The organism is Pseudomonas sp. NLJ1 (genome assembly GCF_049486705.1).
GTDB classification, from domain to species: Bacteria; Pseudomonadota; Gammaproteobacteria; order Pseudomonadales; family Pseudomonadaceae; genus Aquipseudomonas; species Aquipseudomonas inefficax.
This window is the reverse complement of record NZ_CP137735.1, coordinates 849390-863212: the sequence shown is the minus strand read 5'-3', so window position 1 is coordinate 863212 and position 13823 is coordinate 849390. Positions and strand designations below refer to the sequence as shown.

Below are 13823 nucleotides of genomic sequence, written 5' to 3'. Positions count from 1 at the left end.
GCGGGGTGTCTTGTTTTGCCGGGGCGATCAGCCGATCAGTTGCAGGCCGGCTTGCTGGACCATTTCCAGCAGCGGTTGCGGATACACACCCAGCACGAAGGCAAGAATGGCGATGGCCAGCAGCATGACGCCGCCAGTGCGCTGTTCCCACTTCAGCGGGGCGTCGTGGCGACGCAGGTTCGGCTCGACCAGGTACAGGGTGACCATGACACGCAGGTAGTAGTAGACGCCGATGGCGCTACCGATCACCAGCGCACCGACCAGCCACCACAGGTGCGACTCGACGCCGGTGGCGATGATGTAGAACTTGCCGATGAAGCCGGCGGTCAGCGGGATACCCGCCAGCGACAGCATCATCACGGTCAGTACCGCGGTCAGGTACGGACGGCGCCAGAACAGACCACGGTACTCGTACAGCGCATCGGCGTCACGGCCGCCGTAAGGCGAGGACATCAGGGTGATGACACCGAAGGCGCCCAGGCTGGTGATCACGTAGGTGACCAGGTACACGCCCATGGCTTCCAGGGCCAGGCCTTTGCTGGCGACCAGGGCGATGACCAGGTAGCCGAAGTGGGCGATGGACGAGTAACCGAGCAGGCGCTTGAGGTTGCTCTGGGTCAGTGCCAGCAGGTTACCGATCAGGATCGAGGCCACTGCAATCACTGCCAGTACGGTGCTCAGCACGCCGCTGCTGGCAGCAGGGGAGAGCATGAACAGGCGCACGACAACGGCAAACACCGCAACCTTGCTGGCGGTGGCCAGGAAGGCTGCGACCGGTGCCGGGGCGCCTTCGTATACGTCCGGGGTCCACAGGTGGAACGGTACCAGCGACAACTTGAAGGCCAGGCCGACCAGCATCATGGCCAGGCCCAGCTGGGCCAGCAGGCTCGGCATGCTGGTAGCGGCCAGGGCCTTGCCGATCTGGTCGAAGGTGAGGCTGCCGGCGTCGGCGTACAGCAGGGCCATGCCGAACAGCAGGAAGGCCGAGCCTGCGGCCGACAGCACCATGTACTTGATGCCGGCTTCCAGCGAGCGCTTGTTGAAGAAGGCATACGCCACCAGGCCGTAGACCGGTACCGACAGCAGCTCCAGGCCGATGAACAGGCCGGCCAGGTGGTTGGCGCTGACCAGCACCAGGCCACCGAGGGCCGACATCAGCAGCAGCAGGTAGAGTTCTTCACGGTTGCCCGGGAAGCCCTTGGAGCCTTCGCCGAGGTAGGCGTGGGCGAGGGTGACGCAAGCCAGCGTCGCCACCAGCATGATCGCCATGTACAGGCAGGCGAACTTGTCGATGGTGACCAGCGAAGTGACCGCCAGCGGCGCGACCTTCAGCGCCGGCAGGATCGACAGCAGGGCCAGGTTGAGGCCCACGGTGGACAGCAGGAAGGTCTGCGAGTGGTTGCGCTTCCAGGCGATCGCCAGCATCACCACCACCGTGGTGATGGTGGTGATCAGCATCGGCGCCAATGCGATGAAGTGTTGAGTGGTGAATTCCATAGCGCTCTTACCGGGCCGAAGCGAGTTGAGTGAAAGCGGAACCGAGCCACTGCTGCACACCACTCATGGTGGCGGCAGAGGTGTCGAGGAACGGCTGTGGATACACGCCCAGCAGGATCAGCAGTACTGCCAGACCCAGGACCATGATGAGCTCGCGACCGTCCATGCCGGCCAGCACGGTGTCGGTCTTGGCCGGGCCGAAGTAGGCGCGGTGGATCATGATCAGCGAGTACACCGAACCGAACACCAGGCCAGTGGTGGCGATCACGGTGATCCACGGCACGCTGGCGAAGCTGCCGATCAGGATCAGGAACTCGCCGACGAAGTTGCCGGTACCTGGCAGGCCCAGGGAGGCGGCGGCGAAGAACAGGCTGATGGCTGGCAGGTAGGCGATGCGGTGCCACAGGCCACCCATCTGGCGCATGTCACGGGTATGCAGGCGCTCGTACAGCTGGCCGGCCAGGATGAACAGCGCGGCAGCGGACAGGCCGTGTGCCAGCATCTGGATCACTGCGCCTTGCAGGGCCTGCTGGCTGCCGGAGTAGATACCGATCAGCACGAAGCCCATGTGCGAGACGCTGGAGAAGGCGACCAGGCGCTTGATGTCGGTTTGCGCGAAGGCCAGGAATGCACCGTAGAAGATACCGATCAGGCCCAGGGTCATGGCGATTGGCGCGAACTCGGCCGAGGCGTTCGGGAACAGCGGCAGAGCGAAGCGCAGCAGGCCGTAGGCCGCTGTCTTCAGCAAGATACCGGCCAGGTCGACGGAACCTGCGGTCGGTGCCTGGGCGTGAGCGTCAGGTAGCCAGGAGTGGAACGGCACCACCGGCAGCTTCACCGCGAAGGCGATGAAGAAGCCCAGCATCAGCAGGTACTCGGTACCGGCTGGCAGCTCGGCCTTGAGCAGGTCGCTGTAGTTGAAGGTGATCACGCCGGTGTTGGTGTAGTTGACCAGCACCAGGCCGAGGATCGCCACCAGCATGATCAGGCCGCTGGCCTGGGTGAAGATGAAGAACTTGGTCGCCGCGTAGATCCGGGTCTTCTTGCCGTCTGCCGAGCTGTGACCCCAGAGCGCGATGAGGAAGTACATCGGCACCAGCATCATTTCCCAGAAGAAGAAGAACAGGAACAGGTCAAGGGCCAGGAACACACCGACCACGCCGCCGAGGATCCACATCAGGTTGAGGTGGAAGAAGCCGACGTGACGCTGGATCTCTTTCCAGGAGCACAGTACCGACAGCACACCGAGCAGGCCGGTGAGCAGGATCATCAGCAGCGACAGGCCGTCGAGGGCCAGGTGGATGCTGATGCCGAAGCGCTGGATCCACTGGACCTTGTATTCCAGGGCCCAGGCAGGCTCGGCGCCCGGGGCGGGGGCCAGGGTGTAGTCGCCGTTAGCCCACAGCCACAGGCCGATGCCGAGCAGCAGGGACATTGTCAGCAGCGCGATCCAGCGCGGCAGGGTGGCGCCGAAGCGCTCACCCAGCCAGCACAGGAAGCCGCCGATGAAGGGGATCAGGATCAGCCAAGGCAAAATCATGACGGGTTGGTTTCCTTTGGCAAAGTCGCAAGATTCATAGTCATACCGCAGCCACTACCACGGCACCGAGCACCAGCACGGCACCCACGGCGATAGAGGCGGTGTACCAGCGCAGCTGGCCAGTCTCGGTCTTGCTCATGGCGACGTGGCCGCCACGCGCCATCCGCGGAATCAGGCCAATGGTGCGGTCAACCGGGTCCTTGCGCAGGATGTGGCTGATCAGCAGGTACGGTTTGACGAAAAGCTTGTCGTAGATCCAGTCGAAGCCCCAGGCAGCGAACCACCAGGCCGAAAGGACACGACCGATGCCGCTGTTGGCCACGGCGCTGACGAAGCGGCGCTTGCCCAGGAACAGCAGGGCCGACAACAGGATACCGGCGATGGCGATGGCACCCGAGGTGATCTCCAGCGCGTGCTTGGCTTCGCCGCCAGCGTGGCCGGCGCTTTCAGGCAGCACGCCTGCCAGCGGCGGGGTGATCCAGGCGCCGACGAAGGTCGACAGCACGATCAGCACGCCCAGCGGCAGCCAGTGGCTGATGCCGTGGCCAGCATGGGCTTCGGTCTTGGCTTCGCCGTGGAAGGCGATGAAGATCAGGCGGAAGGTGTACAGCGAGGTCATGAACGCGCCGACCAGGCCGGCGTACAGCAGGCCGGTGTTGCCGCTGGCGAAGGCTTCCCAGAGGATCTCGTCCTTGGAGTAGAAGCCCACGGTCACGATCGGCAAGGCAGCCAGGGCAGCGCCACCGACCACGAAGCTGGCGTAGGCCAACGGCAGTTTCTTCCACAGGCCGCCCATCTTGAAGATGTTCTGCTCGTGGTGGCAGGCCACGATCACCGCACCGGAAGCCAGGAACAGCAGGGCCTTGAAGAAGGCGTGGGTCATCAGGTGGAAGATCGCCGCGTCCCAGGCGCCTACGCCCAGGGCCAGGAACATGTAGCCGATCTGGCTCATGGTCGAGTAGGCGAGGATACGCTTGATGTCGGTCTGCACCAGCGCGGCGAAGCCGGCCAGTACCAGGGTCACGCCACCGACCACGCCCACCAGGTGCAGGATGTCCGGTGCCAGCAGGAACAAGCCGTTGGTACGGGCGATCAGGTAAACGCCTGCGGTCACCATGGTTGCCGCGTGGATCAGCGCCGAAACCGGGGTCGGGCCGGCCATCGCATCGGCCAGCCAGGTCTGCAGTGGCAGCTGGGCCGATTTACCGACCGCACCACCCAGCAGCATCAGGGTTGCCAGCACCATCCAGGTGTCGCCAGCCTGGAACTTCTGCGGGGCCAGTACCAGCAGTTCCTGCACGTTCAGGGTACCCAGCTGGGCGAACAGGATGAACAGGCCGATGGCCATGAACACGTCGCCGATGCGGGTGACGATGAATGCCTTGAGTGCCGCGTTACCGTTGTTGCGGTTGCTGTAGTAGAAACCGATCAACAGGTACGAGCACAGGCCCACGCCTTCCCAGCCGAAGTAGATGAACAGCAGGTTATCGCCAAGGATCAGGAACAGCATGCTGGCGATGAACAGGTTGGTGTACGAGAAGAAGCGCGAGTAGCCGGCTTCGCCACGCATGTACCAGGACGCGAACAGGTGGATCAGGAAGCCGACACCGGTGACCACGCCGAGCATGGTGACCGACAGGCCGTCCAGGTACAGGGTGAAGTTCGGCGCGAAGCCGTCCACCGACATCCACTGCCACAGCAGCTGGCTGTACGCGCCGCCTTCAGGCGGGGCGACGTTGAATTGCCAGATGACGTAGGCGGCCGTGGCCGCCGAAAGGCCTACCGAGCCGACGCCGATCAGCGCGGACAGGTTCTCCGAGAACCGCCCGCGCGAGAACGACAGCAGCAGGAAGCCGATGAGGGGGAAGACGAAAGTCAGGAAGAGAAGGTTCATCCGCGCATCTCACTGGCAGCATCGATGTCGAGAGTGTGGAAGCGGCGATACAGCTGCAGCAGGATGGCCAGGCCAATGCTGGCCTCGGCGGCTGCCAGGCTGATCACCAGAATGAACATCACCTGGCCGTCGGGCTGGACCCAACGGGCACCGGCGACGACGAACGCCAGGGCAGAGGCGTTCATCATGACTTCCAGGCTCATGAGCACGAAGAGGATGTTGCGGCGGACCATCAGGCCAACCAGACCTAAGCAGAACAGGATGCCGGCGACTGCCAGACCATGCTCGAGAGGGATAGCACCCATGATTTACTCCTTCGCCTCGTTGCGGCCCAGGTGGAAGGCGGTGACGGCCGCGGCCAGCAGCAGCATCGAAGCCAGTTCGACCACCAGCAGGTAGGGGCCGAACAGGCTGATGCCGACTTCTTTCGGGCCCACGGTGGTACCGCTGATGCCGGCGCCGCTCGGGGTGACGAACAGCACGTACAGCAGCTCCAGCAGCAGCAGGGCGGCGAGAATCACCGGCCCCGCCCAGATACCGGGCTTGAGCCAGCCCCGTTCCTGGGCGACCGAAGCCGGCCCGAGGTTGAGCATCATCACCACGAACACGAACAGCACCATGATGGCGCCGGCGTAGGCGATCACTTCCAGGGCGCCGGCGAACGGCGCACCCAGGGCGAAGAAGATCATGGCCACGGAAATCAGCGAAATGATCAGGTAAAGCAAGGCGTGCACGGGGTTGGTGCCGGTCACCACCCGAAGGGTGGAGACCACGGCGATCCCGGATGCGAAGTAGAAAGCGAATTCCATCTTTCTGTCCTTATGGGAGCAAGCTCTTCACGTTGATCGGCTCGGCTTCGTTCTGTGCAGAGCCCTTCGGCTTGCCAGCGATTGCCATGCCGGCAACACGGTAGAAGTTGTAGTCAGGGTTTTTGCCGGGGCCGGAGATCAGCAGATCTTCTTTCTCGTACACCAGGTCCTGACGCTTGAACTCGGCCATTTCGAAATCCGGAGTCAGCTGGATCGCGGTGGTCGGGCACGCTTCTTCACACAGGCCGCAGAAGATGCAGCGCGAGAAGTTGATGCGGAAGAACTCCGGGTACCAGCGGCCGTCCTCGGTCTCGGCCTTCTGCAGCGAGATGCAGCCAACCGGGCAGGCCACCGCGCAGAGGTTGCACGCTACGCAGCGCTCCTCGCCATCGGGGTCGCGGGTGAGGACGATGCGGCCGCGATAGCGCGGCGGCAGGTACACGGGTTCTTCGGGGTACTGCAGGGTATCGCGCTTGCGGAACCCGTGGGAGAACACCATTGCCAGGCTGCGCAGCTGGGTGCCGGTGCCCTTAACGATGTCGCCGATATACTTGAACATGGGTCAAATCCTCACTGGGCCGCGACGGCTGGCGTGTTGTAGAGCACGATCGCAGCGGTCACCAGCAAATTGATCAGGGTCAGCGGCAGGCAGAACTTCCAGCTGAAGTCCATCACCTGGTCATAGCGTGGGCGCGGGATCGAGGCGCGCAGCAGGATGAACAGCATGATGAAAAACGCGGTCTTCAGCGCGAACCACAGGAACGACAGTTGCGGCAGGATGCCGAACGGGCCGTGCCAGCCGCCGAAGAACAGGGTTACCAGCAGCGCCGAGATGAGGATGATGCCGATGTACTCACCGACGAAGAACATGCCCCATTTCATGCCGGCATACTCGATGTGGTAGCCGTCGGCCAGTTCCTGTTCCGCTTCTGGCTGGTCGAACGGGTGACGGTGAGTCACGGCGACGCCAGCGATGAAGAAGGTGCAGAAACCGAAGAACTGCGGAATGATGAACCACAGGTTCTGCGCCTGGTACTCGACGATGTCGCGCATGTTGAACGAACCTACCTGCACCACCACGCCCATCAGCGCCAGGCCCAGGAACACTTCGTACGACACGGTCTGCGCCGAGGCACGCAAGCTGCCCAGCAGGGCGTACTTGTTGTTCGACGACCAGCCGGCGAACAGCACCGCGTAGACCGACAGGCCGGCCATGGCGAAGAAGAACAGCAGGCCGATGTTCAGGTCGGCGACGCCCCAGGTCGGGGTGATCGGGATGACCACGAAGGCGATCAGCAGGGCGCTCATGGCCACTACCGGTGCCAGGGTGAAGATCACGCGGTCGACGAAGGGCGGGTTCCAGTCTTCCTTGAAGAACATCTTCAGCATGTCGGCAGCGATCTGGAACATGCCGAACGGGCCGACGCGGTTCGGACCGTAACGGTCCTGCCACCAGCCCAGCAGGCGGCGCTCGACGAAGCTGAGCAGCGCGCCGCAGACCACCACCGCCAGCAGGACCACGATGGCCCGCAGCACGGTGAGGATCACATCGATCACTTCGGGGGTGAACCAGCTCATTGTGCTGCCTCCTGCAGACCTTCGACGGATGCACCGAAGATGGCAGGCGGAATGCCGGCCAGGCCTTTCGGCAACGCGACCAGGCCAGCGCCCAGCTGTTCATTGATACGCAGCGGCAGACGCAGGGCCACACCGGCCACGGTCAGGCTCAGCAGGGCACCGTCGTTGACGCCCAGGCGGTCGGCTTCGGACTTGGCCAGGGCCACGTAGGCTGCCGGAATGCGCGTTTGTACCGGGGCGGCGCGCGAGGAGCTTTCTTCGCTGCCGAACAGGTGGAAGAACGGCACGGCAGTCCAGGTGCCACGGGCCGGGTTGAAGGCGCCCGGAATGGCGTTGAACCAGTGCAGGCGGTCGCCTTGCGGTTCGATCAGGCGTACGCCCGGGTCACCGGCACGCAGGTGACCACCGACCTCGTCCTGGAATTTGTTCCAGGCCTGCGGCGAGTTCCAGCCCGGCGACCAGGCGAACGGCACCTGCTGACGCGGTTCGGCCGAACCCGAGTAGCCTTCCATGGAGAAGGCGAACGCGGTGTCCTTGTCTTGCGGGGTACGCGGCTCGTGCACGCTGATGTTGGCGCGCATGGCGGTACGGCCGGAGTAACGCAGCGGCTCGCGGGCCAGTTTCATGCCCTTGATGCGGAACGCGGCGCTTGGCGCGGCGTTGACGATGCCGGCCAGTTGCGGCGCGGCTTCGGCGCAGGCGCTGGTGACATGGTCCAGCTGGGTCCAGTCGACCGGCTTGTTCAGCAGGGTGGCGCGCAGGGCGTGCATCCAGCGCCAGCCTTCGTGGATCTGGATGCTGCTGTCCAGGTACTGCGGGTCGAAAACCTGGAAGAAGCGCTGGGCACGGCCTTCCTGGCTGACCAGGGTACCGTCGCCTTCGGCGAACGAGGCGGCCGGCAGCACCAGGTGGGCGCGGTCGACAGTCGGGGTTTTCGAGTGGTCGGCAACGATCACCACCTTGGCTGCGGCCAGGGCTGCATCGACCTTGGCGGCCGGTACGCGGGCGTACAGGTCGTTTTCCAGCACGACGATGGCGTCGGCCTTGCCGCTGATGACCGCGTCCAGCGCGGCATCGACCGACTCGCCACCGAGCATGGCCAGGCCGAGGCTGTTGGCTTCAGGCACCACCAGGCTCAGCGAGCCGTTCTTCTCGCGCAGCTTCAACGCCTTGGCGATGTTGGCGGCGGCTTCGATCAGCGCCGGGTCGGCCAGCGAGGTACCGGCTACGACCAGTGGGCGTTTGGCCGCGACCAGGGCGTCGGCAATACGCTGGGCCAGAGCTTTCGCTTCGGCGTCCAGGCCTTCGACGGCAGGGGCGCTCGCGTCGATGGCGTGGGCCACGGCGAAACCGATACGGGCCAGGTCGGCGGGGGCGGCGTGCACGCATTCTTCGGCGACGTCGTCCAGCTTGGTTTCAGCCAGCGAAGCGATGAACAGCGGGTACAGTGCGTGCTGGCCGATGTTCTTCACGGCGGCGTCGAGCCACGGCTGCACCTTCATGGCTTCGGCCATGGCCTCGGCCTTGCCCTTGGTGGCCTGGCGCACCGCCAGTGCGACGCGGGCAGCGGTCTGGGTCAGGTCTTCACCGAGCACGAACACGGCGTCGTGGTCTTCGATATCGCGCAGGGTCGGCACCGGCAGCGGGCTGTTGTTCAGCACGTTCAGGGCCAGGCGTACGCGGGCCAGTTCGCCGGCTTCCATGCCCGAGTAGAAGTACTCGGCACCCACCAGTTCACGCAGGCCGTAGTTGCTCTCGAGGCTGGCGCGTGGCGAGCCGATACCGACGATGGTACGCCCGCGCAGCAGGTCGGCGGCCTTGTCCAGGGCGGCGTCCAGGCCCAGCTTGGTACCGTCGGCCAGCTGTGGCTGGCGTGGGCGATCCTTGCGGTTGACGTAGCCATAGCCGAAGCGGCCACGGTCGCACAGGAAGTACTGGTTGACCGAACCGTTGAAGCGGTTTTCGATGCGACGCAGTTCGCCGTAGCGCTCGCCCGGGCTGATGTTGCAGCCGCTGGAGCAGCCATGGCAGATGCTCGGGGCGAACTGCATGTCCCACTTGCGGTTGTAGCGCTCGGAGTGGGTCTTGTCGGTGAATACGCCGGTCGGGCAGACCTCGGTCAGGTTGCCCGAGAACTCGCTTTCCAGCACGCCGTCTTCGACGCGGCCGAAGTACACGTTGTCGTGAGCGCCGTACACGCCCAGGTCGGTACCACCGGCATAGTCCTTGTAGTAGCGCACGCAGCGGTAGCAGGCGATGCAGCGGTTCATCTCATGGGCGATGAACGGGCCGAGGTCCTGGTTCTGGTGGGTACGCTTGGTGAAACGGTAGCGGCGCTCGTTGTGGCCGGTCATTACCGTCATGTCCTGCAGGTGGCAGTGACCGCCTTCCTCGCACACCGGGCAGTCGTGCGGGTGGTTGGTCATCAGCCATTCGACGACGCTGGCGCGGAACGCCTTGGACTCTTCATCGTCGATGGAGATCCAGGTGCCGTCGGAGGCAGGGGTCATGCAGGACATGACGATACGACCACGGGTGTCGTTCTCGTCGGTGTACTGCTTGACCGCGCACTGCCGGCAGGCGCCAACGCTACCAAGCGCCGGGTGCCAGCAGAAATAAGGGATGTCGAGGCCGAGCGACAGACAGGCCTGTAACAGGTTGTCTGCACCGTTGACTTCGAGCGCTTTGCCGTCTACGTGGATAGTGGCCATTGTTCAAAGTTCTTCGTTGGCCCGCGTGAGCGGGCGTGGCTAATGGAAATCGGTGAGCTTGCGACACGCCGCGATCGACTCGGGCCGGCCGGCAAGCTGGCGAGTGGCACGGACCACCCGCCTCAATCATCTTGTTATGCGCCGACCACGATCGGCCCGGCCTGGATCGGCTTTGCCAGGTTCGGACGCAGCGCATCGCCAGCACCAGCTGGAGCGACACCGGCCTCGAATTCCGAGCGGAAGTATTTGATGGCACTGCCCAATGGCTCGACGGCACCTGGTGCGTGAGCACAGAAGGTACGGCCTGGGCCAAGGAAGTTGACCAGCCCCAGCAGCGTCTCGATGTCTTCGGCGCGGCCCTGGCCTTTTTCCAGTGCGCGCAGCATCTTCACGCTCCACGGCAGGCCGTCACGGCATGGGGTGCACCAGCCGCACGACTCGCGGGCGAAGAACTCTTCCATGTTGCGCAGCAGCGAAACCATGTTGATGCTGTCGTCCACCGCCATGGCCAGGCCGGTACCCATACGGGTGCCGACCTTGGCGATGCCGCCGGCGTACATCTGTGCGTCGAGGTGCTCGGGCAGCAGGAAGCCGGTACCGGCGCCGCCTGGCTGCCAGCACTTGAGCTTGAAGCCGTCGCGCATGCCACCGGCGTAGTCTTCGAACAGCTCGCGGGCGGTGACGCCGAACGGCAGTTCCCACAGGCCCGGGTTCTTGACCTTGCCGGAGAAGCCCATCAGCTTGGTGCCGTGGTCTTCACTGCCTTCGCGGGCCAGCGACTTGTACCAGTCGTTGCCGTTGGCGACGATGGCCGGAACGTTGCACAGGGTTTCGACGTTGTTCACGCAAGTCGGCTTGCCCCACACGCCCACGGCGGCAGGGAAGGGCGGCTTGGAGCGCGGGTTGGCACGGCGGCCTTCCAGCGAATTGATCAGTGCGGTTTCTTCACCGCAGATGTAGCGGCCGGCACCGGTGTGCACGAACAGCTCGAAATCGAAACCGCTGCCGAGGATGTTCTTGCCCAGCAGGCCGGCGGCCTTGGCTTCCTCGATGGCGCGGTTGAGGTTCTTCGCTGCGGTGGTGTATTCGCCACGCAGGAAGATGTAGCCCCGGTAGGCCTTCAGGGCGCGGGCGCTGATCAGCATGCCCTCGACCAGCAGATGGGGCTGTTGCTCCATCAGCATGCGGTCCTTCCAGGTGTTCGGCTCCATTTCGTCCGCGTTGCACAGCAGGTAGCGGATGTTCATGGATTCGTCTTTGGGCATCAGGCCCCACTTCACGCCAGTGGGGAAGCCCGCGCCACCACGGCCCTTGAGGCCGGAGTCCTTGACGCTTTGCACGATGTCGTCGGCGGACATCTGCGCCAGCGCCTTGCGCGCGGCAGCATAGCCGTTCTTCGACTCGTACTCGGCCAGCCAGACCGGCTCGCCGTCATCACGCAGGCGCCAGGTCAGCGGGTGGGTTTCGGCGGTACGCGCAATGCGGTTGGCCGGGCCGAAGGAAGTAATGGTCATACGTAACCCTCCAGCAGTTTGGAAACGCCAGCCGGCTGCACGTCACCGAAGGTGTCGTCGTCGATCATCAGCGCCGGGGCCTTGTCGCAGTTGCCCAGGCAGCACACCGGCAGCAGGGTGAAACGGCCGTCGGCGGTGGTCTGGCCGAGGCCGATGCCCAGCTCGCTCTGGATCTGGCTGACCACCGACTCGTGGCCGCCGATGTAGCAGACCATGCTGTCGCACACGCGGATGATGTGGCGGCCGACCGGCTGACGGAAGATCTGGCTGTAGAAGGTGGCCACGCCTTCGACGTCACTGGCCGGGATGCCCAGCACTTCGCCGATGGCGTGGATGGCGCCGTCCGGCACCCAGCCACGTTCCTTCTGGACGATCTTCAGGGCTTCGATGGACGCCGCGCGCGGGTCCTCGTAGTGATGCATTTCGTGCTCGATGGCCGAGCGCTCGGTTTCGCTCAGGGCGAAACGGTCTGTCTGGATAAGCGTGCTGTTCATGCTTAGCGGTCCACGTCAGCCATAACGAAGTCGATACTGCCCAGGTACGCAATGAGGTCGGCGACCATGCTGCCTTTGATCACCGAAGGGATCTGCTGCAGGTGCGGGTAGCTCGGGGTACGGATCCGGGTGCGGTAGCTCATGGTGCCGCCATCGCTCGTCAGGTAGTAACTGTTGATGCCCTTGGTCGCCTCGATCATCTGGAACGACTCGTTGGCCGGCATGACCGGGCCCCACGAGACTTGCAGGAAGTGCGTGATCAGGGTTTCGATGTGCTGCAGGGTGCGCTCTTTCGGCGGCGGCGTGGTCAGCGGGTGGTCCGCCTTGTACGGGCCTTCCGGCATGTTGCGCAGGCACTGGTCGATGATGCGGATACTCTGGCGCATCTCCTCGACACGGACCATGCAGCGATCGTAGGCATCGCCGTTGTGGGCCAGCGGTACTTCGAACTCGAAGTTCTCGTAGCCGGAGTAGGGGCGGGCTTTACGCAGGTCGAAGTCGCAACCGGTGGCACGCAGGCCGGCACCGGTGGTACCCCAGGCCAGCGCTTCCTTGGTGTTGTACGCGGCAACGCCGATGGTACGGCCCTTGAGGATGCTGTTCTGCAGGGCAGCCTTTTCGTACTCGTCGAGGCGCTTGGGCAGCCATTCGACGAAGTCCTTGACCAGCTTGTCCCAGCCGCGCGGCAGGTCGTGGGCAACGCCACCGATGCGGTACCAGGCCGGATGCAGGCGGAAACCGGTGATCGCTTCGATCACGGTGTAGGCGCGCTGGCGGTCGGTGAAGGTGAAGAACACCGGAGTCATGGCGCCGACGTCCTGGATGTAGGTACCCAGGAACAGCAGGTGGCTGGTGATACGGAAGAACTCGGCCAGCATCACGCGGATGGTGTCGACCTTCTGTGGCACCTTGATGCCGGCCAGCTTCTCGACGGCGAGCACGTACGGCAGGTTGTTCATTACCCCGCCGAGGTAGTCGATACGGTCGGTGTAGGGGATGAAGCTGTGCCAGGACTGGCGCTCGGCCATTTTCTCGGCGCCACGGTGGTGGTAGCCGATGTCCGGTACGCAGTCGACGATCTCTTCACCGTCCAGCTGCAGGACGATACGGAAGGCGCCGTGCGCGGAAGGGTGGTTGGGGCCGAGGTTGAGGAACATGTAGTCCTCGTTGGCGCCCTGGCGCTTCATGCCCCAGGCTTCCGGGTTGAAGCGTGCCGATTCCTCTTCAAGCTGCTGCTTGGCCAGGGTCAGGCTGTAGGGGTCGAACTCGGTGGCGCGGGCAGGGTAGTCCTTGCGCAGCGGGTGGCCTTCCCAGGTGGGCGGCATCATGATGCGGCTGAGGTGCGGGTGGCCGGCAAAGTCGATGCCGAACATGTCCCAGACTTCGCGCTCGTACCAGTTGGCGTTCGGCCAGATACCGGTCACGCTCGGCAGGTTCAGGTCGCCTTCGCTGAGCGATACCTTGATCATCACGTCGCTGTTACGCTCGATCGACAGCAGGTGGTAGAACACGCTGAAGTCGGCGGCTGGCAGGCCGCGGCGCTGGGTGCGCAGGCGCTCGTCGACGCCGTGCAGGTCGTACAGCATGCTGTACGGTTTGGCCACACCGCGCAGGAAGCTGAGCACCTCTTTGAGCTGCTCGCGCTTGACCCACAGCACGGGCATGCCGGTGCGGGTTTCCTGGGCGACGAATGCTTCGGCGCCAAAACGGTTGTGCAGTTCGACGACCACATCCTGGTCGTCAGCCTTGTAGGGCGGAATGAAAATAGCGTTGTCCGCTGTCATGG

Annotated in this window: 11 protein-coding genes; all 11 read right to left on the bottom strand. The window is 64.2% G+C overall.

Annotated features, from left to right (window positions below):
* Positions 1-27: 27 nt before the first annotated feature.
* Positions 28-1497 carry an NADH-quinone oxidoreductase subunit NuoN gene (gene nuoN / locus R9B85_RS03895; RefSeq protein ID WP_085625354.1) on the bottom strand — a complete coding sequence of 490 codons (1470 nt, stop codon included), beginning with the start codon at positions 1495-1497 and terminating at the stop codon, positions 28-30.
* A 7-nt stretch (positions 1498-1504) separates the two neighbouring features.
* Entirely contained in the window at positions 1505-3037 is a 1533-nt protein-coding gene (gene nuoM, locus R9B85_RS03890; RefSeq protein WP_112252932.1) for an NADH-quinone oxidoreductase subunit M, read from the bottom strand.
* Positions 3038-3077: 40 nt separating this feature from the next.
* Positions 3078-4931, bottom strand: a complete 1854-nt coding sequence (gene nuoL, locus R9B85_RS03885; protein ID WP_114168202.1) for an NADH-quinone oxidoreductase subunit L — start codon at positions 4929-4931, stop codon at positions 3078-3080.
* A complete protein-coding gene (gene nuoK, locus R9B85_RS03880; protein WP_003251446.1) occupies positions 4928-5236 on the bottom strand; it encodes an NADH-quinone oxidoreductase subunit NuoK in 309 nt (102 codons plus the stop codon). Before nuoK ends, nuoL begins: the two co-directional genes overlap by 4 nt.
* A 3-nt stretch (positions 5237-5239) precedes the next feature.
* Entirely contained in the window at positions 5240-5740 is a 501-nt protein-coding gene (nuoJ, locus tag R9B85_RS03875; RefSeq protein WP_003261007.1) for an NADH-quinone oxidoreductase subunit J, read from the bottom strand.
* A gap of 10 nt (positions 5741-5750) precedes the next feature.
* Positions 5751-6299: an NADH-quinone oxidoreductase subunit NuoI gene (gene nuoI / locus R9B85_RS03870; RefSeq protein ID WP_003251442.1), complete on the bottom strand. Its 549-nt coding sequence runs from the start codon at positions 6297-6299 to the stop codon at positions 5751-5753.
* Positions 6300-6310: 11 nt separating this feature from the next.
* Entirely contained in the window at positions 6311-7318 is a 1008-nt protein-coding gene (nuoH, locus tag R9B85_RS03865; RefSeq protein WP_003251440.1) for an NADH-quinone oxidoreductase subunit NuoH, read from the bottom strand.
* Positions 7315-10029, bottom strand: a complete 2715-nt coding sequence (gene nuoG, locus R9B85_RS03860) for an NADH-quinone oxidoreductase subunit NuoG (RefSeq protein ID WP_112252930.1) — start codon at positions 10027-10029, stop codon at positions 7315-7317. Before nuoG ends, nuoH begins: the two co-directional genes overlap by 4 nt.
* Positions 10030-10163: 134 nt before the next feature.
* Positions 10164-11543: an NADH-quinone oxidoreductase subunit NuoF gene (nuoF, locus tag R9B85_RS03855; protein WP_039613100.1), complete on the bottom strand. Its 1380-nt coding sequence runs from the start codon at positions 11541-11543 to the stop codon at positions 10164-10166.
* On the bottom strand, positions 11540-12037 hold the full coding sequence (gene nuoE, locus R9B85_RS03850) for an NADH-quinone oxidoreductase subunit NuoE (protein WP_003251433.1): 498 nt from the start codon (positions 12035-12037) through the stop codon (positions 11540-11542). The genes nuoF and nuoE overlap by 4 nt, the downstream gene beginning before the upstream one ends.
* A 2-nt stretch (positions 12038-12039) precedes the next feature.
* Positions 12040-13821: an NADH-quinone oxidoreductase subunit C/D gene (gene nuoC, locus R9B85_RS03845; RefSeq protein WP_085625347.1), complete on the bottom strand. Its 1782-nt coding sequence runs from the start codon at positions 13819-13821 to the stop codon at positions 12040-12042.
* Between the last annotated feature and the right edge of the window lie 2 nt (positions 13822-13823).